23 protein-coding genes and 1 pseudogene are annotated in these 21,713 nt (G+C 62.4%); 11 read left to right on the forward strand and 13 right to left on the reverse strand.

Going from position 1 to position 21,713, the window contains the following annotated elements:
• The 6 genes from MK313_RS02450 to MK313_RS02475 form a co-directional block, all read right to left on the reverse strand.
• Positions 1-630: ParA family protein (locus MK313_RS02450; RefSeq protein WP_287779980.1), on the reverse strand; the 630-nt coding region annotated here is incomplete at its 3' end.
• Entirely contained in the window at positions 614-1,228 is a 615-nt protein-coding gene (gene rsmG / locus MK313_RS02455) for a 16S rRNA (guanine(527)-N(7))-methyltransferase RsmG (RefSeq protein WP_416054105.1), read from the reverse strand. The genes MK313_RS02450 and rsmG, both read right to left, overlap by 17 nt.
• Before the next feature lie 16 nt (positions 1,229-1,244).
• Positions 1,245-3,131, reverse strand: a complete 1,887-nt coding sequence (gene mnmG, locus MK313_RS02460) for a tRNA uridine-5-carboxymethylaminomethyl(34) synthesis enzyme MnmG (protein WP_287779982.1) — start codon at positions 3,129-3,131, stop codon at positions 1,245-1,247.
• 75 nt (positions 3,132-3,206) lie between these two features.
• A complete protein-coding gene (gene mnmE, locus MK313_RS02465) occupies positions 3,207-4,544 on the reverse strand; it encodes a tRNA uridine-5-carboxymethylaminomethyl(34) synthesis GTPase MnmE (protein WP_287779983.1) in 1,338 nt (445 codons plus the stop codon).
• A gap of 23 nt (positions 4,545-4,567) precedes the next feature.
• A complete protein-coding gene (locus tag MK313_RS02470) occupies positions 4,568-4,921 on the reverse strand; it encodes a (2Fe-2S) ferredoxin domain-containing protein (protein ID WP_040706405.1) in 354 nt (117 codons plus the stop codon).
• Between the two features lie 26 nt (positions 4,922-4,947).
• Entirely contained in the window at positions 4,948-5,211 is a 264-nt protein-coding gene (locus MK313_RS02475) for a DUF6489 family protein (protein ID WP_040706404.1), read from the reverse strand.
• Between the two features lie 169 nt (positions 5,212-5,380).
• On the opposite strand from MK313_RS02475, the gene MK313_RS02480 reads away from it, so the two are divergent.
• The 4 genes from MK313_RS02480 to MK313_RS02495 all read left to right on the forward strand — a co-directional run bounded on the left by MK313_RS02480 (position 5,381) and on the right by MK313_RS02495 (position 9,650).
• Positions 5,381-7,423, forward strand: a complete 2,043-nt coding sequence (locus tag MK313_RS02480; protein ID WP_287779984.1) for a thioredoxin domain-containing protein — start codon at positions 5,381-5,383, stop codon at positions 7,421-7,423.
• Complete coding sequence (locus tag MK313_RS02485; RefSeq protein ID WP_287779985.1) at positions 7,420-7,902, forward strand: methylated-DNA--[protein]-cysteine S-methyltransferase; 483 nt, start codon at positions 7,420-7,422, stop codon at positions 7,900-7,902. The genes MK313_RS02480 and MK313_RS02485 overlap by 4 nt, the downstream gene beginning before the upstream one ends.
• 65 nt (positions 7,903-7,967) lie before the next feature.
• Positions 7,968-8,663, forward strand: coding sequence for a dienelactone hydrolase family protein (locus MK313_RS02490; protein WP_287779986.1), 696 nt, complete (start codon positions 7,968-7,970; stop codon positions 8,661-8,663).
• A gap of 12 nt (positions 8,664-8,675) precedes the next feature.
• Entirely contained in the window at positions 8,676-9,650 is a 975-nt protein-coding gene (locus MK313_RS02495) for a quinone oxidoreductase family protein (RefSeq protein ID WP_287779987.1), read from the forward strand.
• A gap of 107 nt (positions 9,651-9,757) precedes the next feature.
• Here MK313_RS02495 and rho read toward each other — a convergent pair whose 3' ends face one another.
• The 4 genes and pseudogenes from rho to hemE form a co-directional block, all read right to left on the reverse strand.
• On the reverse strand, positions 9,758-11,014 hold the full coding sequence (gene rho, locus MK313_RS02500) for a transcription termination factor Rho (protein ID WP_008943222.1): 1,257 nt from the start codon (positions 11,012-11,014) through the stop codon (positions 9,758-9,760).
• Positions 11,015-11,241: 227 nt separating this feature from the next.
• Positions 11,242-11,679: a protoporphyrinogen oxidase HemJ gene (gene hemJ, locus MK313_RS02505; protein WP_287779988.1), complete on the reverse strand. Its 438-nt coding sequence runs from the start codon at positions 11,677-11,679 to the stop codon at positions 11,242-11,244.
• 42 nt (positions 11,680-11,721) lie between these two features.
• A complete protein-coding gene (hemH, locus tag MK313_RS02510) occupies positions 11,722-12,753 on the reverse strand; it encodes a ferrochelatase (protein WP_287779989.1) in 1,032 nt (343 codons plus the stop codon).
• Between the two features lie 42 nt (positions 12,754-12,795).
• Positions 12,796-13,836: pseudogene (gene hemE / locus MK313_RS02515) on the reverse strand (uroporphyrinogen decarboxylase).
• Between the two features lie 437 nt (positions 13,837-14,273).
• On the opposite strand from hemE, the gene MK313_RS02520 reads away from it, so the two are divergent.
• From MK313_RS02520 to dnaQ, 4 genes are read left to right on the forward strand one after another with little or no spacing between them, the layout of a single operon-like run.
• On the forward strand, positions 14,274-15,113 hold the full coding sequence (locus tag MK313_RS02520; protein WP_287779990.1) for a pyruvate, water dikinase regulatory protein: 840 nt from the start codon (positions 14,274-14,276) through the stop codon (positions 15,111-15,113).
• Positions 15,094-15,747: a Maf family protein gene (locus tag MK313_RS02525; RefSeq protein ID WP_287779991.1), complete on the forward strand. Its 654-nt coding sequence runs from the start codon at positions 15,094-15,096 to the stop codon at positions 15,745-15,747. The genes MK313_RS02520 and MK313_RS02525 overlap by 20 nt, the downstream gene beginning before the upstream one ends.
• The gene (gene coaE, locus MK313_RS02530; RefSeq protein ID WP_287779992.1) at positions 15,747-16,373 is read left to right on the forward strand and encodes a dephospho-CoA kinase; all 627 of its coding nucleotides are present in this window, start codon (positions 15,747-15,749) and stop codon (positions 16,371-16,373) included. Before MK313_RS02525 ends, coaE begins: the two co-directional genes overlap by 1 nt.
• The gene (gene dnaQ, locus MK313_RS02535) at positions 16,366-17,061 is read left to right on the forward strand and encodes a DNA polymerase III subunit epsilon (RefSeq protein ID WP_287779993.1); all 696 of its coding nucleotides are present in this window, start codon (positions 16,366-16,368) and stop codon (positions 17,059-17,061) included. Before coaE ends, dnaQ begins: the two co-directional genes overlap by 8 nt.
• 27 nt (positions 17,062-17,088) lie before the next feature.
• Here dnaQ and secB read toward each other — a convergent pair whose 3' ends face one another.
• The 3 genes from secB to MK313_RS02550 form a co-directional block, all read right to left on the reverse strand.
• Positions 17,089-17,601: a protein-export chaperone SecB gene (secB, locus tag MK313_RS02540; RefSeq protein ID WP_287779994.1), complete on the reverse strand. Its 513-nt coding sequence runs from the start codon at positions 17,599-17,601 to the stop codon at positions 17,089-17,091.
• A gap of 107 nt (positions 17,602-17,708) precedes the next feature.
• Positions 17,709-18,263 carry a histidine phosphatase family protein gene (locus MK313_RS02545; RefSeq protein WP_008943213.1) on the reverse strand — a complete coding sequence of 185 codons (555 nt, stop codon included), beginning with the start codon at positions 18,261-18,263 and terminating at the stop codon, positions 17,709-17,711.
• Positions 18,260-18,808 carry an FxsA family protein gene (locus MK313_RS02550; protein ID WP_121221364.1) on the reverse strand — a complete coding sequence of 183 codons (549 nt, stop codon included), beginning with the start codon at positions 18,806-18,808 and terminating at the stop codon, positions 18,260-18,262. The genes MK313_RS02545 and MK313_RS02550 overlap by 4 nt, the downstream gene beginning before the upstream one ends.
• 147 nt (positions 18,809-18,955) lie before the next feature.
• On the opposite strand from MK313_RS02550, the gene MK313_RS02555 reads away from it, so the two are divergent.
• The 3 genes from MK313_RS02555 to MK313_RS02565 all read left to right on the forward strand — a co-directional run bounded on the left by MK313_RS02555 (position 18,956) and on the right by MK313_RS02565 (position 21,710).
• A complete protein-coding gene (locus MK313_RS02555) occupies positions 18,956-19,630 on the forward strand; it encodes a Tim44/TimA family putative adaptor protein (protein ID WP_287779995.1) in 675 nt (224 codons plus the stop codon).
• A gap of 6 nt (positions 19,631-19,636) precedes the next feature.
• Positions 19,637-20,836, forward strand: a complete 1,200-nt coding sequence (locus MK313_RS02560; protein ID WP_287779996.1) for a murein transglycosylase A — start codon at positions 19,637-19,639, stop codon at positions 20,834-20,836.
• Between the two features lie 88 nt (positions 20,837-20,924).
• Positions 20,925-21,710 carry a (Fe-S)-binding protein gene (locus MK313_RS02565; RefSeq protein ID WP_287779997.1) on the forward strand — a complete coding sequence of 262 codons (786 nt, stop codon included), beginning with the start codon at positions 20,925-20,927 and terminating at the stop codon, positions 21,708-21,710.
• Positions 21,711-21,713: the final 3 nt, after the last annotated feature.

Genomic DNA, 21,713 nt, shown 5'->3' on the forward strand with positions numbered 1-21,713 from the left:
CGACAGGTTGTTGCGGCGGTCGAACATGGTCAGCACCACGCCCTGAATTTCCAGCCGCGGGTTCAGGTTCTTCTTCACCCGTTTGATGGTGTTCAGAAGGTGGCTCAGCCCTTCCAGGGCATAGAATTCACACTGCAGCGGGACCAGCACCGCATCCGAGGCGACGAGCGCGTTCAGCGTCAGCAAGCCAAGCGACGGCGGGCAATCGACCAGGACATAATCGTAGGAATCGGCAAGGCCCGCCAGCGCATCCTGCATGCGGTATTCGCGGCGCTCGAAATTCACCAGCTCGATCTCGGCCCCGGAGAGATTGACCGAGGATGGCACGATCGACATGCCCGGAATGACCGTCGGTGCCACAGCAGCCCCAATATCCAGCCCGTCGCAGATCACGGCGTAGATATCCTGTTCGCGGGCCGTCCTTGGGATACCGAGGCCGGTTGATGCATTGCCCTGCGGATCGAGATCGATCAGCAATACCGATTTCCCGCACGCGGCAAGTGCCGTCCCCAGATTGATGGTGGTCGTCGTCTTGCCGACGCCGCCCTTCTGATTCACCACGGAAATGATACGCGGCCCTTGCCGCACCATGGCGGCCGGCGCTTCAGACTCGTCAAGCATCTCCAACATGACGTATGCCCTCCAGTTGAAGGATCACCCCGTCCGGCGCCGTGCGGCTGGGATATTTGGTGACCCGCATTTCCCAAAGCGATTCCACCTCTTTTAGCTCCTCATCGACACCCTTGCCCTTGAGGAAAAGGCACCGGCCCTCCGGCTTCAGGTATGGCCAAGTATAGCCAAGGAGTCCGGCCACATTTGTCAGCGCCCGGGCGGTTATCAGATCGGCCCTCCTGGCCGGAAGCGTCTCGATCCGGCCATGAAAGACCTCCAGTTCCGTCTCGCTCACCCGCGCCGCCTCCCGAAGAAAGGCAGCCTTGCGTGCATCCGATTCGACCAGAACCATCCCCCTAACCCCCGCGATTGCCAGGACCAGTCCCGGCAGGCCGGCGCCACTTCCAAAGTCGAGCGCAGAAGCGGTTTCTTTAGGACTATACGGCATTAGCTGAAGGGAATCGAGAATATGGCGACGCCAAACATCTTTTAGCGTACGAGGACCGACCAGGTTGACTGCTTTTTGCCATTTGGCCAGCAACGCCACATAGGCCTCCAGACGCTCCAGTGTTTCACGTGAAACATTCGTGGCCATCTGGACGTCTCCCGGCGTCAAAGGCGCTAATGACGCCTCACCCGGCAAGATCAACCTCGTCTTTCGCGGCTGAAGAGCGGTTCCGCACATGGCGCAACAGAGCTGTCAGTGCCGCTGGGGTCACCCCAGGGATGCGGGCTGCAGCACCCAGGGTGGCCGGGCGCGCCCGGTTTAGCTTGTCGCGAATTTCCGTCGACAGTCCACCAACCGACCCATAATCGAGCCCGTCGGGCAGCAGTAGAGATTCATCCCGGCGATAGGCATCGACATCGGCTTGCTGGCGCTTGAGATACCCCGCATAGGTCCCGTCGATCTCAAGCTGTTCGGCAATGGAGGTCTCAATAGCGGACAGCTCCGGCCAAATCTCCGCCAAGCGCGACAGGTTAATATCAGGATAGGAGAGAAGTTCTGCCGCCGAACGGATCACGCCGTCCTGATTAATCGGGACGCCCTGCCGGGCCAGCGTCGTCGGAGTTGCCCGCAGACCCTCCAGCAGAGTCCGCGCTTCAGACAAAGCAGCCTTCTTCTCCGAGAAGACTCGTGCCCGCTCGCTTCCAACAACACCGAGCGCCATTCCCTTTTCGGTCAACCGCTGGTCGGCGTTGTCGGCGCGCAACAGCAGGCGATATTCGGCGCGGGAGGTAAACATCCGATAGGGTTCGTCCGCGCCGCGCGTCACCAGGTCGTCGATCATCACGCCGATATAGGCCTCGGCGCGGTCCAGCATGAAGGGCTCCGATGCGCCGCCCGCAAGCAAGGCCGCATTGATACCGGCGACCAGCCCCTGCCCTGCCGCCTCTTCATAGCCGGTGGTACCATTGATCTGGCCGGCGAGAAACAGGCCCGGCAGACGCCGCGTCTCCAGGCTTGGCGTCAGCTCGCGCGGGTCAATGAAATCATATTCGATGGCGTAGCCCGGCTGCAGGATGCGTGCCTGTGCCAGGCCCGGCATCGTCGCGATCAGCGCCTCCTGCACGTCAACGGGCAGAGAGGTGGAGATGCCGTTGGGATAGACCGTGTCATCGTCCAGCCCTTCCGGCTCCAGGAAAATCTGGTGCCGCTCCTTCTCTGCGAAGCGCACCACCTTGTCCTCGATGGACGGACAATAGCGCGGCCCGGTTCCTTCGATCTGTCCGGAATAAACCGCCGAGCGATGAAGATTGGCGCGGATGATCTCATGGGTTTCCGGCCGCGTCTCCGTGATATGGCAGACGATCTGCGGCGTGGTGATCCTGTCGGTCAGAAAGGAAAATGGCACCGGCGGCTCATCGCCTGGCTGAACCTCCAGCGCCGCCCAATCGATGCTCTTGCCGTCCAGCCGAGGCGGTGTCCCCGTCTTCAGCCGCCCCATCGCGAAGCCGGCGCGCTCCAGCGTTCGCGCCAGACCGAGAGCCGGCGCTTCGCCAACCCGGCCTGCCGGAATTTGCTCGTCGCCACGATGGATGATCCCGCGCAGGAAAGTGCCCGTCGTAACCACGACTGCGGCGGCCGCGATTTCCTCGCCGCTGGCCAGGATAACGCCTGTCACCTTCCCGTGGGCACCAAGGCGCAAATCCTCGACCGCCCCCTCCTGGATTGACAAGCCCGACTGTTCCGCCAGCAAAGACTGCATCGCTTCTTTGTAGAGGCGTCGGTCGGCTTGCGCACGGGGTCCGCGTACGGCAGCGCCCTTGCTGCGATTCAGCAGCCGGAACTGGATGCCCGCGCGATCAATGGCACGGGCCATCACACCATCCAGCGCATCGATCTCCCGCACCAGGTGGCCCTTGCCCAGGCCACCAATGGCCGGATTGCAGGACATCGCACCGATCGTGCCGAGCCGGTGCGTCAACAACAACGTGCGGGCGCCAAGGCGCGCCGAAGCGGCTGCCGCCTCGCATCCGGCATGCCCGCCGCCAACAATGATCACATCATAGCTTTGCATGGCCGGACTTTAGCGAGTCAGACGCCGATCATAAAGCGGTGTTTCACGTGAAACATGCCAGCAACTATCACCCCGTCATTTCCCGAGGCAGAAATCTCGGAAGATGACGTCCAACAGATCCTCGACATCCACGCGGCCGGTAATCCGCCCGATCTCCCGCACAGCCAGCCGCAAATCCTCGGCCGCCAGATCAGGCGACGGTGCCTGAAGAAACCGCATCAGCGATTCCCTCGCAGACTCCAGGGCCATACGGTGGCGAATCCGCGTCAGCGCCGGTGCCTCTCCGGGAGCCGCCAGGTGCGCTACCTCCAGCTCCAGCCGCGCCAGAAAATTGGCCATTCCCTGCCCTGACTTCACCGAAACAGACAGGGTCTCACCTACCGCAGTAGCGCTGGTAGGCCACGACATCATGAGGTCTGACTTATTTACAGCCACAAGAGATGGATTCTCTTGGCTCGTGAATTCCGCAGCTTGCCGCTCATCATACGCTGCGCCATCGAGCAGCAAAATACGGTAGTCCGCATCCTGCGCCCAACGCCGCGCCCGTCGTATTCCCTCTTCTTCCAGCGCATCCACGGTCTCCCGCAAGCCTGCCGTGTCGGCCAGCAAAACTGGGTAGCCGCCCAGGTCCAGATGCACCTCGATGACATCGCGCGTGGTTCCCGCAGTAGCAGAGACGATGGCCGCATCACGCCCGGCCAGCCAATTCAGCAGACTGGATTTCCCGGCATTTGCCGGCCCGATGATTGCGACACGGATACCTTCGCGCAGCCTCTCGCCACGCCGGGAATCCGCCAGATGCGCGTCGATTTCTTCCAGTAGAGCCATCACCCCGGCCCGCAGATGCGCATTGGTTTCTTCCGGCAGATCCTCATCCGGAAAGTCGATGATCGCCTCCGCATGCGCCAGAACCCGCAACAGCCGCGCACGCCAGCCCTCATAGAGCGCCGACAGGGCGCCGCCCATCTGGCGCAGAGCCTGGCGCCGCTGCACCTCTGTCTCCGCATCGATCAGATCCGCGAGCCCCTCGACCGAGGTCAGGTCCATCTTGCCCGCCAGAAAGGCGCGGCGCGTGAATTCGCCAGGTTCGGCCAAACGCAAGCCAGGCTGGCGCGACAGGACCTGCATCACTGCGGCGATAACCGCACGGCCGCCATGCAGATGGAGCTCCGCCACATCCTCACCGGTGAAGCTGCCGGGGGCTGGAAACCAGAGAATCAGCGCCGAATCCAGCACCTCGCCCGTCTCCGGGTCCCGCACGGACCGGAGCACGGCCTTCCGGCCCGGCGGCAAGCGTCCGTCCGTTATCTTCTGCAAAACCGCACCGGCAGATGGGCCCGACAGCCGCACGACAGCAACGCCGGAGCGGCCCTGAGGCGTCGCCAGCGCAAAGATGGTCTCTGGAGATGTCATCCCGCTGCCTGAAACGGAGAATGTCAGCCGGCCTTGTCCGGCCCGTCCTCGGGGCGCAGCAGCAGCCGCTCGACCCGGCCGCCGTCACGCAAATGCACGGTCAGAATTTCATCGATATCGGCCTGGCTCTGATAGGTGTACCAGACGCCTTCCGGGTAAATGACCAGCACAGGGCCAAGCTCACAGCGGTCGAGACAACCGGCCATATTGATGCGGACACCGGGAAGTGCCAGCTCCTTCGCCCGCGCCTTCATGTAGGCGCGAAGCGGCTCCGCGCCCCGTTCGGCACAGGAACCGCGCTTGTGCCCGTCAGGCCGGCGGTTCGTGCAGCAGAACACATGGCTTCGGTAGTACTGCTCGAAGTCCTCTTGATTCATATCGGTAATTCCGGTCGAGATATCGGTCACTCTGTCTTTTCTCCCTTATTTCCGGCGTCACCGAACTGGCTCCAGAACATTTTCTGAAGCGCTTCCATCGAGGCCATACCACTGGGCACTCCCTGGAACCAGTTCTTCAGCATGGTGTCCGGATCCATCTGCTTGATGCCACCAAGCAGCCTTTCCTGCAATTCGGCCATCACGGCCTCCTGCATCGGCTGGACATCGGGCAATCCGAAGAAGCGTCGGGCCTCTTCCGGCGTGCAATCGATATTGACCGTGATCTTCATGGACACCTCATATACCGCTTGCGTAACGATTTTCTGGCCCTGACGATCCTGATCGACGTCCAGACCGTCCGCAGACTTGAAGTCAAGCGACGGATTGCCAACCATTAAGACTGGCACAGCCAAGCCGAAATCAACCCTATACCGGGCACAGCAGGCGGGAAAGGCACAGATGAGCGGCAACCTCCTAGCACAAGAAGCCAGCCCCTATCTCCTGCAGCACAAGGATAATCCCGTCCATTGGATGTCCTGGGGCCGCGAGGCGCTGGATCGCGCCCGAGCCGAGGGCAAGCCGATCCTGCTGTCCGTCGGCTATGCCGCCTGCCATTGGTGCCACGTCATGGCCCATGAAAGCTTCGAGGATGACGAGACAGCTGCGCTTATGAACCGGCTGTTCGTCAATGTGAAGGTGGATCGTGAGGAACGCCCCGACATCGATCACATCTACCAGTCCGCCCTTGCCATTCTGGGCGAACAGGGCGGCTGGCCGCTCACGATGTTCCTGACGCCTGACGGCGATCCGTTCTGGGGCGGTACCTATTTTCCAAAGGAAGCCCGCTACGGTCGGCCTGGCTTCAAGGCGGTGCTGCAGGCCATCGCGGATGCTCATGCCGAGGGTTCCGACAAGGTGTCGCGCAATGCCAGCGCACTGCGCCAGGCGCTGCGGCAACTGGCCGAGCCGGCGGCGGGTGAGGGTATCGAGCCGGGCCTGCTGGATCGCATCGCCGAGCGACTGCACCGGGAGATCGATCCGATCCATGGCGGCATCGGCGGGGCGCCGAAATTTCCCCAGCCTGGCATGCTGATGCTGCTGTGGCGGCACTGGCTGCGTAGCGGCAATCAGGACTCTCGCGATTATGTGCTGCTAACACTCGAACGCATGTGCCAGGGTGGCATCTACGATCATCTGGGGGGCGGTTTTGCCCGCTATTCGACCGATGCGCAGTGGCTGACGCCGCATTTCGAGAAGATGCTGTACGACAATGCCCAGCTGATCGAAATGCTGACCCATGCGGCGCTGGAGACTGGCCGCCCACTGTTCCGCCAGCGCCTGGAGGAGACGATCGGCTGGGTTCTCCGCGAGATGGTCACCGATGAAGGTGGTTTCGCCAGTTCGCTGGATGCCGACAGCGAAGGCGAGGAAGGCAAATTCTATGTCTGGCGCGAGGCTGAGATCGATCAGCTGCTCGCTCACCTGCCGGGCGAGGCCCTGGAGAGCTTCAAGCGCGCCTATGATGTGACGCCGGAGGGCAACTGGGAAGGCGTGACCATCCTGCATCGAAACCGCCGGCCCGATCTCGGGAATGGTGCGGCGGAGAGCCAGCTCGCACAAATCCGGCAGTTCCTTTTCGAGCATCGCGCGCAGCGGGAAAGGCCCGGCTGGGACGACAAGGTGCTCGCCGACTGGAACGGGCTGATGATCCGCGCCCTCGCTCAAGCCAGCTTTGCCTTTGCCCATGCTGACTGGCTCCGTGCGGCCATCCGGGCCTTCGATTATGTTGTCGAGAAGATGACCCTCGATGGAAGGTTGCGGCACAGCCGGCGCGGCGATATCCTGCGCCACCCGGCAACGCTGGAGGATTATGCCAACATGGCCTCCGCGGCGCTCGCGCTGTTCCAGATTTCCCGTCATCAGCGTTTCCTTGGCCAGGCCATTGCCTGGGTGGATGTGCTGGACCGCCACTATTGGGATCATGATAGTGGCGGTTATTTCACCACCGCCGACGACACGAATGATGTCGTGCTACGCGCCAAAAATGTCCAGGATAATGCCGTCCCGGCCGGAAACGGGACCATGCTGCAGGTGTTGACAACGCTTTATCACCTGACTGGTGACGACAGCTACCGCGGCAAGGCCGATCGCCTGATCCCACGCTTTGCCGGCGAGATCGGGCGCAATTTCTTCCCGCTGGCGACCTTCCTCAATGGCTGCGACATCGCACAGCGGCCGCTACAGATTACCCTCACGGGCGATCCGGCAACACCGACCTATGTCGGCTTGCTGCGCGCCATCGCCGAAGTCTCCGCGCCGGGCCTGATCCTGCACCAGCTGGGGCAGAAGGGCGCCCTGCCCTCGAACCACCCGGCCAGCACCGCGCTGGAAGGCACTTTGCAGAGCGCTGCGTACCTGTGCGTCGGCCAGCGCTGTTCCCTGCCCCTGCGGGAGCCAAAAGCGCTCAGCGAGGCCCTGCTGACCGCCCGGAGCGATACATGACTGCGCCGCTCGCCCGCCTCACTCTGAACAGCCCCGTTGGTCCCCTGACACTGACGGTGCAGGATGGCGCAATCTGTGCGGTGCGATTCGCGCAAGGCGGCCCGGATAAAAGCGAGAATCCTGTCCTGCAGGAAGCTGCCAAGCAGATATCCAGCTATTTCGCACGAGAGCTGAAGCAGTTCGACCTGCCGCTCAACCTGCGTGGATCGGATCACAATCTTGCCGTCTGGCAGGAAATGCTGACCATCCCCTATGGCGAGACGCTCACCTATGGCGATATCGCGCAGCGCATTGGTTCCAATCCCCGCGCTGTTGGCACCGCCTGCGGCGCCAATCCCATCCCGCTGATCGTTCCCTGCCATCGGGTGATTGGCAAGGATGGCACTCTGGTGGGTTTCAGCGGCGGCGATGGCAAGAAAACCAAGGCCCGGCTGCTGGACCATGAAGCGCCAGCGCTTCCGCTTCTGGCCGGATTGTAGGAGCGGCTTGAATCTTTGCCTCAAGCCGCCATGATCTCCCCATCTGTGCACACTCGGAGGAACAAATGCCCGAGATAAATATCAAAGCCGCCGATGGCGGCTCTTTCATGGCCTATGTCGCCAAACCCAAGGTGACGCCTGCCCCTGTCATTGTGGTGATCCAGGAGATTTTCGGCGTCAATGAGGTGATGCGGGATATCTGCAACGACCTTGCCAGCGATGGCTTCATCACAATCTGCCCAGACCTGTTCTGGCGCCAGGAGCCCGGCATCCAGATCACCGACCAGAGCGAAGCCGAATGGGCACGCGCCTTCGAGCTGTTCAACGGCTTCGATGTCGAGAAAGGCGTCTCCGATCTGGTGGAAACCATCAAGGTCGCCCGCAGCATCGATGGCAGCAACGGCAAGGTCGGTACGATGGGCTTCTGCCTCGGTGGCAAGATGGCCTATCTGATGGCCACCCGCTCCGATGCCGACTGCAATGTCAGCTATTACGGCGTCGGAATTCAGGATCTGCTGGGCGAATCCGCAAAGATCAAGAACCCCCTGCTGATGCACATTGCTGCCCTCGACAAGTTCGTGCCGAAAGAGGCGCAGGAGAAGATCCTGGCCGGCCTGAAGGATCATCCTCAGGTCGAGGCCCATGTCTATCCGGGGGTCGATCACGCCTTCGCCCGCATCGGTGGCGAGCATTACAACAAGGAAGCTGCCACGCTGGCGCATCAGCGCACAGCTGCCTTCCTGAAAAACAACCTGTCCTGAGGAAAAAGCCCAATGGTCCAAGCAATCCGCATTCAGCAGCCCGGCGGCCCGGAAGCAATGCAATGGCAGGAAATTGATCTGCCCGCCCCCGGCCCCGGCCAGGCCCGCGTCCGCCATACTGCGGTTGGCCTCAACTATATAGACACCTATCACCGCAGTGGCCTTTACGCCCTGCCCCTGCCCTCAGGCATTGGCATGGAGGGTGCCGGCATCGTCGAGGCTGTCGGGCCTGACGTGAAGGATCTGGCGGAAGGCGACCGCGTTGCCTATGCCGCCGGCCCTCCCGGCAGCTATTCCGAAGCCCGCATCATCGCCGCTGACCGTCTGGTGAAGATCCCCGAGGGCATCAGCGATCAGCAGGCCGCAGCCATGATGCTGAAGGGCCTGACCACCCAGTATCTCATTCGCCGCACCTACAAGGTGAAGCAAGGCGATACAATCCTGATGCATGCCGCCGCCGGCGGTGTCGGCCTCATCCTGTGCCAGTGGGCCGCTGCACTGGGGGCCACCGTCATCGGTACGGTCGGCGACGAGAAGAAGGCCGAGCTGGCAAAAGCTCATGGCTGTCACCACACCATCCTGTACAAGCAGGAGGATTTTGTCGAACGGGTGAAGGAGATCACCGGCGGCAAGGGCGTACCGGTGGTCTATGACGGTGTCGGCAAGGACACCTTCATGAAGTCGCTGGACTGCCTGTCCCCGCTGGGCCTGATGGTGGCCTTCGGCCAGTCCTCCGGCAATGTGCCGCCGCTGGAGCTGGGCGTGCTCTCCGCCAAGGGATCGCTGTTCCTGACCCGGCCGACAATGATGACCTATACCGCCAAGCGGGAAGATCTGCTGGCCATGTCGGCAGAGCTGTTCGACATCGTGAAATCCGGCAAGGTGAAGATCGACATCAACCAGACCTATCCGCTGAAGGATGTCGTTAAGGCTCACCAGGATCTGGAAGCGCGCAAGACCACCGGCTCGACGGTCTTTCTGCCGTAACCGGGTCCCTACCCGGGTAGGACTCTGTTTCACGTGAAACAGCCGATAGAGAAAGGGCGGGAGAAATCTCCCGCCCTTTTTTCATACCCAGCCCTACCGACGCCAGATCAGGTGTTCATCGAATCGAAGAAGTCGGAGTTGGTCTTGGAATATTTCAGCTTGTCGAGAAGGAACTCCATCGCATCGACCGTGCCCATGGGCATCAGCACGCGGCGCAGCACCCACATCTTGGACAGCGTGCCCTTATCGACCAGCAACTCTTCCTTACGGGTACCGGACTTGGTGATGTCGATGGCCGGGAAGCTGCGCTTGTCGGCCAGCTTGCGATCCAGGATCAGTTCCGAATTGCCCGTACCCTTGAACTCTTCGAAGATCACTTCGTCCATGCGGCTGCCTGTATCGACCAGCGCGGTGGCGATAATGGTCAGCGAGCCACCTTCCTCGATGTTACGCGCGGCACCGAAGAAGCGCTTCGGGCGCTGCAGCGCATTGGCATCGACACCGCCGGTCAGCACCTTGCCGGAGGACGGCACGACGGTGTTGTAGGCACGAGCCAGGCGGGTGATCGAATCAAGCAAGATGACAACGTCCCGCTTGTGCTCGACAAGGCGCTTGGCCTTTTCCAGCACCATCTCGGTGACCTGGACATGGCGGCTGGCCGGTTCGTCGAAGGTCGAGCTGATGACCTCGCCCTTAACCGAGCGGTCCATGTCCGTCACTTCTTCCGGCCGCTCGTCGATCAGCAGGACGATCAGATAGACTTCCGGATGATTGGCGGCAATCGCATGGGCGATGTTCTGCAGCATCACTGTCTTACCTGTGCGCGGCGGCGCCACCACCAGCGCGCGCTGCCCCTTCCCCATCGGCGAGATCAGATCGATGACGCGAGTCGTCGGGTCCTTGGCCGTCGGATCGTCGATCTCGAACTTCAGCTTCTCGTCCGGATAGAGCGGCGTCAGATTGTCGAAATTGATCCGATGACGCACAGCCTCCGGCGGCTCGAAATTGATCTCGTTGACCTTCAGCAGCGCGAAATAACGTTCGCCATCCTTCGGCGCCCGAATCTGACCTGACACCGTATCGCCGGTCCGCAGCCCGAAACGGCGCACCTGGCTCGGCGAGACATAGATATCATCCGGACCTGGCAGATAGTTCGATTCCGGGGATCGCAGGAATCCAAAACCGTCCTGCAGTGTCTCCAGCACGCCTTCCCCGAAGATCGGGATGTCCTTTTCCGCCAGTCTTTTCAGAATGGCGAACATCATATCCTGCTTGCGCAGGGTGCTGGCGTTCTCCACCTCCAGTTCTTCGGCAAAGGCCAGCAGCTCGGAAGGCGATTTGGATTTGAGTTCCTGCAAATGCATGGATGTTTCTTAATTTTCAGGTGGTGGGGAAACCAGAAGCGCGTTCCAACGAACGGTCCTTGTGGAAGGACGATCGGCATGAAAGCCGGTGGAAGCGGGCGGTTTTTTTTGGGAATGATATTGATGGCGAGCGAACGCCATATTTTTCAGACAAATAGTGCGTCCTAAGCAGCAAGTCAATCCGCCATCGCACCACGCCTCTGACGTTTCTTTCGTTTTGCCCCGGATCAGAAGGGTTTCACAATAACCATGATGACGATCACGATCATCAGCACCGTCGGTACTTCATTGGCAAATCGATAGAATTTCGCCGAGCGCTGATTGCGGTCGGCTTCGAAGTCACGCCGCCAGCGCGAGAGGAACATGTGATAGGCGCCCATCAGGATGACCATCGTCAGCTTCACATACCACCAGCCCTCTGACCAGACGGAGGGGCCGAGCAGGACCAGCATCCAGATGCCGAAGATGAAGGTGGCAAACATCGCCGGATTGATGATCGCCCGCAGCAGCCGGCGTTCCATTACCTTGAAGGTCTCGGACTGCGGTGAGCCGACCGGTGCCGCCACATGATAGATATAAAGCCGCGGCAGGTAGAACATGCCCGCCATCCAGGCGATCACGCTGATCACATGCAGCGCCTTGATCCAAGAATAGAGATCGCCCATCCCTAACCCTCTCGACTCACGAAATCCTGTACTGACCGATCCTCAGGCAACCTGCCGACAGGCGCATTTTCCAAACTGCGCCGGGCAGATTCGCGTTCCCTCACCGCAATCCACCCCCACCGGCCGGAGAACCGCCTCGCGCACCAGCTTGGCCAGCGCGTCGATGAACAACGGATGGTCACCAGGCGTCGGCACCCTGGCGAAGGCCGGCACGCCCGATTCCTCTGCCAGCTCCCGATATTCCATTTCGATTTCTACAAGAGTTTCAGAGTGTTCTGAAACAAAAGCAATAGGACAAACGATAACGCCAACACCGTCATTGCCTGCCCTCTGGATCTCCGCATCGGTTGAGGGACCGATCCATTCCAGCGGACCGACACGGCTCTGATAACAGACGATCCAGTCCAGATCCGGGATATTCAGCGCCTTCACGACCTCCTCGGCGCTGCGTTCTACCTGCCACTGATAGGGATCGCCCTTGTCCACGACCTTCTTTGGCAGGCCATGGGCAGAAAACAGCACCCGCCTGGGCCCATTCATGCCGTCATAGGCCTTGCGCACCAGTTCGGCGACGGAGCGGATATAGCCGGAAGACCTTGGATAACAGCCGATAACATGCGTCGGGACAGAAAGACCTGCCTTCTCCGCTTCTTTATTCCATAAACGTAATGAAGACGCTGTCGTGGTCGTCGAATATTGCGGATAAAGCGGCAGCAGGACGATGCGGTCCGGCGCGAAAGCCTTCACCGCCTGGACCGTCTCGGCCGTCATCGGATGCCAGTAGCGCATGGCGATGAAGCTCTTCACTTCGCCGATGTCCGAAAGAGCAGCATCGAGGGCACTGGCCTGGGCCTGCGTATTGGGCAGCAGCGGCGAACCGCCGCCCAGATGATCGTATATCTCGCGGGCAATCGGCGCGCGCTTGCGCGAGATCAGCTTGGCAACCAGAAACCGGAATGGATTCGGCAGGGAAATGATCGCCGGATCGTTGAACAGGTTGAACAGGAAGGGCTCAACCGATTCCGGCCGGTCCGGGCCGCCAAGATTGAAGAGGATAATGGCTGTCTTTGTCATGGCGAAGAAGTGGTACTCCTGTCCGCACTTTCCAGCCCGATCCTAGCCATCTGCGCGCAAACGCCGCGCCAGCCGCTCGACATTCTCCGGCGGTGTCGTCTGAGTCACGCCATGGCCGAGATTGAAGATGTGCGCGCCGCCCGAAAATCCCTCGAGGATACGGTCCGCCTCACGGTCGAGGGCTTCGCCGCCGGCAACCAGCAGGATCGGGTCGAGATTGCCCTGCACCGGCAGTTTCGGCTGCAGCGTCCTGGCCGCCCAGCTGATCTCCATGGACGTATCCAGCGAGACCGCATCCACACCGGTCTCCATCGCATAATCATGGCACAGCGTGCCTGCCCCGCGTGGAAAACCGATGATCGGGATATCGGGATGACTCCCCTTCAGCGCGGCAATAATCTTTCGGGTCGGCTCGATGCACCAGCGCCGGAAGGCCGGCTCCGGCAGCACGCCAGCCCAGCTGTCGAACAGCTGCAGCACCTCGGCACCGGCCTCAGCCTGGCGCTTCAGATAGGCGATGGTGGCCTCGACCAGCAGATCGATCAGCTGTGCGAAACCTTCCGGATCGCCATAGGCCCAGCGCTTCACGGCAACGAATTCCTTGCTGCCGCCGCCTTCGGCCATATAGGTCGCGACCGTCCATGGCGATCCGGCAAAGCCAATCAGCGTGGTTTCCTTGGGCAGGGCCTCGGCGAGGCGGGAAACCGTCTCATAGACCGGGGCCACGCGTTGGTGAAAACTATCTAAGGACAAACGCTTCAGTTCACTGGCGTTGCGGATGGGGTCGAGAACAGGGCCTTCGCCTTCCTTGAAAGCCACCTGCTGTGCCAGCCCGTGGGGAACGACGAGAATGTCGGAGAACAGAATGGCAGCATCCATCCCATAGCGGCGGATGGGTTGCAGCGTCACCTCGCAGGCAAGCTTTGGCGAATAGCAGAGATCGAGGAAGCCCCCGGCCTGGCTGCGTACTACGCGCTATTCCGTCAGATAACGCCCGGCCTGACGCATGAGCCAGAAGGGCGGTTTATCGAGTCGCTCCCCGCTCAGGGCACGCAGCATCCGTTTTGCGGGTTTGGCAGCCATTTTCGTCTCCTGAAGGCGGGGCCGATAGCGCTAAGGCCTGTATTTCCTTACCTAAACTAGACTCTAAAATATAGTGGTAGCGGTAGTATGTAGGGGTGAGGATCGGGGATTATTCGGATCGCCGGCTTTCTCCACAGGCTTGGTCACATTGTCTTATGCCATCGGCGCCACTGTGGATTTCATCGGCTGTAAGCGGCATTCTCCAAGCCATGCTGGCCATTCGACCGGGCTATGCTGAAAAGCTGAATCATGGGGATGAAATTGGAATCTCGCTTGGGTAGGACCCTTTTCCCGCAGTCCCCCGGATATTTGTCCCGGGCAGAACAAATGCCCGTGGGAAAAACCCGGTGCCGGGATCGTTCTGGCGGCGCGGGGGATAAGTCGGCCTTTATCCCCCGGATTCACGATTATTCACAGGCTGAGCCGGGCCTCCTGGTATGATGGCCACCGAGGGGCCGGTCCATCTGCATCTCGTCTCGGACTCCACGGGCGAGACGATCCATCAGGTGGCCCGTGCCTGCCTTGTCCAGTTCGAGGGGGTCAAGGCCATCGAGCACACCTGGTTCCTGGTCCGCACGGCGGCCCATGTGGACAAGGTCATTGCCGGCATCGAAGCGCATCCAGGCCCGGTCCTGGTCACGCTGGTGGACCCGCATCTCCACAGCAAGCTGGAGGCGGCTGGCCGCGCCTTGAAGGTGCCGGTGATCTCGGTTCTCGATCCGGTTCTGGGCGCGCTGCATCATTATCTGGGGAAAAAGGCACGTGGCCGCCCCGGCCGGCAGCATGAAATGGATGCGGCCTATTTCAGCCGCATCGAGGCGATGCAGTTCACCCTGATGCATGATGACGGGCAGCATCTGCACGATATCGACCTTGCCGATATCGTGCTGGTCGGTGTGTCCCGCACCTCCAAGACGCCGACCTGTCTCTATATCGCCAATCGCGGCTTCAAGGTCGCCAACGTGCCGCTGGTGCCGGGCATCAGCCTGCCGCGCGAGCTGACCACGGCCACGCACCCGCTGATCGTCGGGCTGACCAATGATCCGAACCGGTTGGTGCAGATCAGGCGCAACCGGCTGCTGATGCTCAATCAGGGCTCCGAGAGCGATTATATCAATCTCGACGAAGTTCGCCGCGAGGTCACGGAAGCCCGCCGCCTGTTCGAACGGCAGGGCTGGCCGGTCATCGATGTGACTCGGCGTTCCATCGAGGAAACAGCAACCGAAATTCTGCAGATTTATCAGGACCGTAAAGACAGTGACATCGACCGGAACTAAGAGCGGGGCGACCCTCCTGGCAGGGGACGCCACCAGCGACACCACACTGATCCTGGCCTCCGGCAGCACCATCCGTGCGCAGCTTCTGCGCGGCGCCGGGCTGGATTTCATCATCGAGACGGCGCCGGTCGATGAGGCGGAAATCCGTATCGCCCTGCAGGCGGAGGGTGCCAGCGCCGGCGATACCGCTGTCGCCCTGGCTGAGGCGAAGGCCCTGCGGGTGTCCCGCAAGCGCCCCGGTGCGCTGGTCATCGGCTGCGACCAGATGCTCGATTGCAACAATGTCTGGTTCGAAAAGCCCGGCGACCGCGATCATGCCCGCGCCCATCTGCAGGCCTTGCGGGGCCGCGCCCACACGCTGTCCAGCGGCATCGTCGTCGCCCGGGACGGGCAGCGCATCTGGCATGAGCTGTCGACCGCGCGCCTGACGATGCGGCCCCTGAGCGAGGAATTCATCGAAGCCTATCTTGATGCGGCCGGCGATGCCGTGCAGAGTTCGGTTGGCGCCTATCAGCTGGAAGGACTTGGTGCACAGCTGTTCAGCCGTATCGAGGGCGATTATTTTACCATCCTGGGTCTGCCCCTGCTGCCTTTGCTGGATTTCCTGCGCCAGCACGGCCTCCTGAAACGCTGATGTTCATCCTCGGCCTCACCGGCTCGATTGGCATGGGCAAGACCAGTGCCGCCCGGTCATTGCGCCGGCTCGGAGTACCCGTTCACGATGCCGATGCCACCGTGCATCGCTTGTTGGGAGCCGGCGGCAAGGCGGTTCCGGCGATCCAGCGGCTTTTTCCCCGGGCGGTCGAGAATGGGGCCGTCAATCGGCGCACCCTCGGCGGGATCGTGTTCGCCGATCCGGCCGCCTTGCGCCAGCTGGAAGCCGTCCTGCATCCGATGGTCCGCGAAGCGGAGCGCACCTTTCTGAAGCGGATGCGCCGCCGCCACCAGCCGCTCGTGGTTCTGGATATCCCTCTGCTGTACGAGACCGGCGGCGCCGCCCGGATGGATGCGGTTGTCGTGGTTTCCGCCCCCGCCTTGCTGCAGGCGCGGCGTGTCCTCGCCCGTCCGGGCATGACGCCGGAGAAGTTCGCGCAGATCCTGCGGCAGCAAACGCCGGATGCCGAGAAGCGCCGGCGCGCGGATTTCGTCGTCACCACCGGCCTCGGCCACGATAGAAGCTTGCGGCAGCTGAAACGCATCGTCAGACTCATCCGGGAGAACCCGGACCTTTACCACCGCCGACGGAGACAGCATGCGTGAGATCGCGCTCGACACGGAGACCACGGGCCTTGACCCCAAGGCGGGCCATCGCATCGTCGAAATCGCCTGTGTCGAGCTGGATAATTTCCTGCCGACGGGCCGTACCTATCAGCAATATATCAATCCCGAACGGGACATGCCGGAAGAGGCATTCAAGGTCCACGGCCTGTCCGCCGACTTCCTCGCCGGCTATCCGGTATTTTCCGTGATCGCACAGGACTTCCTGGATTTTATCGGCGATGCCCGGCTGGTGATCCACAATGCCGAGTTCGACATGCGGTTCCTGAACGCGGAACTGACACAACTCGGCCATCCCGCCCTGCCGAAGGATCGCGCTGTCGATACGCTGGCCATCGCCCGCCGGAAATTCCCGGGCGCACAGAGCAGCCTGGATGCGCTGTGCCGGCGTTTTGGCATCGATAACAGCCATCGCGACCTGCATGGCGCGCTGGTCGATGCCGACCTGCTGGCCGCGGTCTATCTGGAACTCATCGGCGGCCGGGAGCCGGGCCTTCTGCTGGCCGGGACGGGCGAGGAAAAGCAGGTGGCCGACACAGTCCTGGTCGTGCCGCCCGGTGCCGAGCAGAAACGCCCGGTGCGCGCGCACGCCCCCATCCCGGCTGAGCTGGAGGCGCATGCACGCATGCTGGAGAAGCTGAAGAACCCGATCTGGCTGAAAGAGGGCTGAAATCAGGGCTCTTCTAGCGCCGGCGCCTCAGGCGGTGCCTTCGGCCTCGCTGTTGGCCAGGGAATCGCCCTGCTGGGCCAGGCGACGCCGGTACAGCTCCACGAAATCGATGGGCTGCAGCATCAGCGGCGGGTAGCCGCCGTCGCGCGTGGTTTCGGAAACGATGGCGCGGGCATAGGGGAACAGCAGGCGCGGGCACTCGATCATCACCATCGGGTGCAGATGCTCCTCCGGCGCGCCGCGCAGGCTGAACACGCCGCCATAGGTCAGCTCCAGCAGGAACAGCTGCTGCTCCTCGTTCTTGGTCTGGGCGCGGATCGTCAGCAGGACCTCGAAGACGGGATCTTCCTCTCGCATCCGGCGCGCCTGCACATCGACACCAACCTCGACATCGGGCTGCTTGCCGGTCGGCTGCAGGCTCATAGGCGCGTTGGGGTTCTCGAAGGAGAAATCCTTGATGTACTGCGCATGCACGACCAGCGGCAGCCCGCCCGCCTGTGTCGCCTGATCCTGCCCGTTGCTCGCCGTCGTGTCGGTCATATCGCTATCGCCTCTCGGTTCGGTAACTGGCCGGCTCGCTATCACGGATCAGCCGGCGGAACAAGCGCGGCCCGAAGAAACCGTTGGGCCGCAGGAAAATGGGTGGTTCAGGCCATCTCGCGTGGGTGCAGCAGTTCAGCCGCGCCCGGTGCCGTAAAGCGCACCAGATGGCCGTTGCCGACACGCAGGCCGGTCAGTGCCCGGATGAAGCCCCAATGGGTGACGACCAGTGTACGCGGCCTTGCCTCATGCGGTTCGATCAGGCCCCAGAAACGCTGGCAGCGCGCGTGCAGCTGCTCTTCCTCCTCCGCCTCCGGCCACCAGCGATCCGGCAGGTGGTCGAAGCGCCAGTCCGGCCAGCGTTTCGCCAGGTCGCGCGCCGAGGTGCCGATGTCGCAGACGAAAGCGGCATGCTCATGCACCAGGGGCTCGATCTCGACCGGCAGCTTCAGCGTATCGGCGATGATCTCTGCGGTCTGCAAGGTGCGGGTGAAGGGGCTGGCCAGCAGCCGTTCGATCTCATGCTCGCGTAGTATCTCGGCGGCGGCCTGTGCCTGCCGTCGCCCCTCTTCGGTCAGGGCCGGATCGACAATGCCGGGATCGACCCGGGTCTTGGCGAAATGCACATTGAATTCGGACTGGCCGTGGCGGACCAGAATCATGGCTGTTTATCCGTCTTGTCGGAGGGGGTGTCGGGCGCGTTGGCGTCGGGCAGCTGGCGCCAGGGCGAGTCGGGATTGCCCGGCTGGCCGCCTTCGGTCTCGGTGATGTCGCGATAGTCGCCATCGATGATCGGTCCACCCCGGCGCGGGCCACCGGGGAACGGCGTGCCGACCACATGAAAGCGGCCGCTCTTCACAAGGCTACGCCATAGCCAGCGGCCGATGCCGCGCCGGATGGCCGGTATGAACAACAGCAGCCCGACGGTGTCTGTGGCAAAACCGGGGGTCAGCAGCATCGCGCCGGCAATGGCGAGACCGATACCGTCCAGCATTTCGCGCACCGGCATCTCGTCGCGTGCCATGGCGGCGCGGGCCCGCGTCAGCGTCGACAGGCCCTGGACACGCAGCATCAGGCTGCCGGCCAGCGCGGTGGCAATACAAAGGCCGATGGTGGGCCAGACGCCGATCTCCTCGCCAATCTCGATAAACAGGGCGATTTCGACCAGCGGGATACCGATCAGCAGGGCGAGTATCAGGAGGGGCATGCTTGCTCTTTCATCTGTTCGCCCCTATTTAGGGATTGATTCGTCTATTGAAACAGCACGCATCATGCTGTCATGGCTGACAGACGTGATTTTACTTAGCGCAAAGGGCGGGTGACGGTCCAGTTTGGTCCGGCCCGATGTAACTAGATGGGCGACGGACTACCATTTCTGGACATCATTTTTTTCGCCATGGTGGCGGCTTTCCTCATTCTGCGCCTGCGCAGCGTGCTTGGCCGCCGTACCGGTAACGAGCGCGACCGGCCTGATCCGTTCAGCCCGAAGCCGGAAGCCGAGAGTGATGCGGACAATGTCGTGGCCTTGCCGCAGCGCGCGAAGCTGGCCGCCGAGCTGGAGAACGCCCCTCCCGGTTCGGTCGCGGCAGGCCTGACCCAGATCAAGCTGGCCGATGGCAACTTCGAGGAAAAGCAGTTCGCCAACGGCGCGCGTGCCGCCTTCGAGATGATCGTCCTGGCCTTCGCCAATGGCGACAAGGACACGCTGCGCCCGCTGCTCGCCAACGATGTCTATGACCGTTTCGTTGGCGCCATCGATGCCCGTGAGGCCCGCAAGGAGACGCTGGAGACCCGCCTTCTGTCGCTTAATGCCGCCGATATCACCGAGGCGCGGATGAAGGGATCGGTCGCCGAAGTGACCGTCGAATTCGTCAGCGAGCAGGTCAATCTGACCCGCAATGCGGAAGGCGAGGTGATCGACGGTGACCCCGACGGGATCGAGAGCGTCGTGGATATCTGGACCTTCCGGCGCGACACGCGGTCAGACGATCCGAACTGGCTTCTGTCCGCGACCCGCACGCCCAGCTGACGGTTCATGGTTGCCCGCTCAGGCCTCAACCGGCTCCCGGATCATTTTCTTGCCCTGACGGCAGGCCTGCTCCTGCTGGTCGTGGCAGCCTGCGCACCGGTAACGGAAAAGCCGGATCAGCTGACCCTGAAACCGGTCGGCTATGCCGATCTGCCGGGATGGCAGGCAGATTCCCTCGCCGAGGTCATGCCGGCCCTGCTGAAATCCTGCGATCGGCTGAAGCCGCAGCCGCCTGCCCGCAATTTCGGACCGGACGAGCGCTTCGGTACCATCGGCGACTGGCTGCCGGTCTGTGAGACGGCACGTGCTGTGCCGGCGGGTGACGCGACCGCCGTCCGTACCTTCTTTGAATCGAACTTCCGCCCCTATCGCGCCGGCAACAACGGCGCGCCGGAGGGGCTGTTCACCGGCTATTACGAGGCGGAGCTGCGTGGCGCCTTGCAGCGCTCGGCGCGCTATCCGGTGCCGCTGCATCGCCGGCCGGACGATCTTGTCATGGTCGATCTCGGCCAGTTCCGCGACGAGCTGAAGGGCCAGCGCATCGCCGGCCGTGTGGTGGGCGGCAATCTAAAACCCTATGAGGACCGCAAGGCCATCGTCGAGGGTGTCCTTGATCCTCGCAAGCTGGAGATCGTCTGGGTGGACGACCCGGTCGATGCCTTCTTCCTGCAGATTCAGGGCTCCGGCCGGGTGACGCTGGAGGATGGAAGGGTGATGCGCCTGGGCTATGCCGGGCAGAACGGCCACCCCTATGTCGCCATCGGGCGGGAGCTGATCGCGCGTGGCGCGCTGACCCGCGAGACTGTCTCCATGCAGTCGATCCGCGCCTGGCTGGCGGCCAATCCGGGCGAGGCGGCGGCGCTGATGAACACCAACCCGTCCTACGTCTTCTTCCGAGAACTGCCCGGCGACGGGCCGCTGGGTGCACAGGGGGCCGCTCTGACGCCGTTGCGCAGTCTGGCCGTCGACCGCCGTTTCGTGCCGCTGGGCACGCCGGTCTGGCTGGACGCCCAGCATCCGGATGCTGGTGCCGAGCGGTTGCGCCGGTTGGTCGTGGCCCAGGATGTCGGCGGGGCGATCCGCGGCCCCGTGCGCGGCGACCTGTTCTGGGGCCATGGCGATGCCGCTGCCGATCGGGCCGGACGGATGAAGTCCAACGGCCAGTATTATCTGTTGCTGCCCAAGGGTCTGGCGCCGGCTTCCTGACTGGTAATACCGGTCCGGCTTGTCAAGCAACTCGGCAACCGTCATCTTAGCGGCGAAGCAAGAAATGCCACGGCAGGAAGAGCCCGCAATGGTTGAGGAAGCGCCGCAGAAGAAGCCCCGGGTCGGGCTGTTCGTCACCTGTCTCGTCGATCTGTTCCGCCCGTCCGTCGGTTTTGCTGCGATCCGGCTGCTGGAGCAGGTGGGCTGCATTGTGGAGGTGCCGGAGGCGCAGACCTGCTGCGGCCAGCCGGCCTATAATTCGGGCGATTTCCAGGACACGAAGGACATCGCGCGCAACACCATCCGCGCCTTCGAGGGTTTCGATTACGTGGTCGCCCCTTCCGGCTCCTGTGCCGGGATGCTGCGCGATCATTATGCCGAATTGTTCAAGGAGGATGCCGAATGGGGGCCACGCGCCCATCATGTCGGCCACCGCACCCATGAGCTGGTCTCCTTCCTTGTCGATGTGATGGGGATGAAGGGCGTCGAGGCGCATTTCGACGGTACGGTGACCTATCACGACAGCTGTTCCGGCCTGCGCGAGCTGGGCGTGAAGCAGCAGCCGCGCAGCCTGCTCGGCTCGGTTGAAGGGTTGAAGCTGAAGGAACTGCCGGGTGCGGAAACCTGCTGCGGGTTCGGCGGCACCTTCTGCATCAAGTACCCTGACATTTCCGACCGCATGGTCTCCGACAAGGCCGACGACATCGTGAAGACCGGTGCCGGGACCCTGCTGGCCGGCGATCTCGGCTGCCTGCTGAACATGGCCGGCAAGCTGAAGCGGCGCGGCGAGAAAGTGCAGGTCCGCCATGTTGCCGAGGTGCTGGCCGGTATGACCGATCAGCCTGCCATCGGCGAACCCGGACGCGGGAGCTGACGC

Origin of the sequence: Oceanibaculum sp., from assembly GCF_022449305.1 — a bacterium.
GTDB lineage: Bacteria > Pseudomonadota > Alphaproteobacteria > Oceanibaculales > Oceanibaculaceae > Oceanibaculum > Oceanibaculum indicum.

What these genes read in the sequence shown, in the direction of transcription:
- mnmG (WP_287779982.1), bottom strand. Translation starts at nt 3,131, where the DNA reads ATGCAAAGCTATGATGTGATCATTGTTGGCGGCGGGCATGCCGGATGC.
- mnmE (WP_287779983.1), bottom strand. Translation starts at nt 4,544, where the DNA reads ATGACATCTCCAGAGACCATCTTTGCGCTGGCGACGCCTCAGGGCCGC.
- MK313_RS02470 (WP_040706405.1), bottom strand. Translation starts at nt 4,921, where the DNA reads ATGAATCAAGAGGACTTCGAGCAGTACTACCGAAGCCATGTGTTCTGC.
- MK313_RS02475 (WP_040706404.1), bottom strand. Translation starts at nt 5,211, where the DNA reads ATGAAGATCACGGTCAATATCGATTGCACGCCGGAAGAGGCCCGACGC.
- MK313_RS02480 (WP_287779984.1), top strand. Translation starts at nt 5,381, where the DNA reads ATGAGCGGCAACCTCCTAGCACAAGAAGCCAGCCCCTATCTCCTGCAG.
- MK313_RS02485 (WP_287779985.1), top strand. Translation starts at nt 7,420, where the DNA reads ATGACTGCGCCGCTCGCCCGCCTCACTCTGAACAGCCCCGTTGGTCCC.
- MK313_RS02490 (WP_287779986.1), top strand. Translation starts at nt 7,968, where the DNA reads ATGCCCGAGATAAATATCAAAGCCGCCGATGGCGGCTCTTTCATGGCC.
- MK313_RS02495 (WP_287779987.1), top strand. Translation starts at nt 8,676, where the DNA reads ATGGTCCAAGCAATCCGCATTCAGCAGCCCGGCGGCCCGGAAGCAATG.
- rho (WP_008943222.1), bottom strand. Translation starts at nt 11,014, where the DNA reads ATGCATTTGCAGGAACTCAAATCCAAATCGCCTTCCGAGCTGCTGGCC.
- hemJ (WP_287779988.1), bottom strand. Translation starts at nt 11,679, where the DNA reads ATGGGCGATCTCTATTCTTGGATCAAGGCGCTGCATGTGATCAGCGTG.
- hemH (WP_287779989.1), bottom strand. Translation starts at nt 12,753, where the DNA reads ATGACAAAGACAGCCATTATCCTCTTCAATCTTGGCGGCCCGGACCGG.
- MK313_RS02520 (WP_287779990.1), top strand. Translation starts at nt 14,274, where the DNA reads ATGATGGCCACCGAGGGGCCGGTCCATCTGCATCTCGTCTCGGACTCC.
- coaE (WP_287779992.1), top strand. Translation starts at nt 15,747, where the DNA reads ATGTTCATCCTCGGCCTCACCGGCTCGATTGGCATGGGCAAGACCAGT.
- dnaQ (WP_287779993.1), top strand. Translation starts at nt 16,366, where the DNA reads ATGCGTGAGATCGCGCTCGACACGGAGACCACGGGCCTTGACCCCAAG.
- secB (WP_287779994.1), bottom strand. Translation starts at nt 17,601, where the DNA reads ATGACCGACACGACGGCGAGCAACGGGCAGGATCAGGCGACACAGGCG.
- MK313_RS02545 (WP_008943213.1), bottom strand. Translation starts at nt 18,263, where the DNA reads ATGATTCTGGTCCGCCACGGCCAGTCCGAATTCAATGTGCATTTCGCC.
- MK313_RS02550 (WP_121221364.1), bottom strand. Translation starts at nt 18,808, where the DNA reads ATGCCCCTCCTGATACTCGCCCTGCTGATCGGTATCCCGCTGGTCGAA.
- MK313_RS02555 (WP_287779995.1), top strand. Translation starts at nt 18,956, where the DNA reads ATGGGCGACGGACTACCATTTCTGGACATCATTTTTTTCGCCATGGTG.
- MK313_RS02560 (WP_287779996.1), top strand. Translation starts at nt 19,637, where the DNA reads ATGGTTGCCCGCTCAGGCCTCAACCGGCTCCCGGATCATTTTCTTGCC.
- MK313_RS02565 (WP_287779997.1), top strand. Translation starts at nt 20,925, where the DNA reads ATGGTTGAGGAAGCGCCGCAGAAGAAGCCCCGGGTCGGGCTGTTCGTC.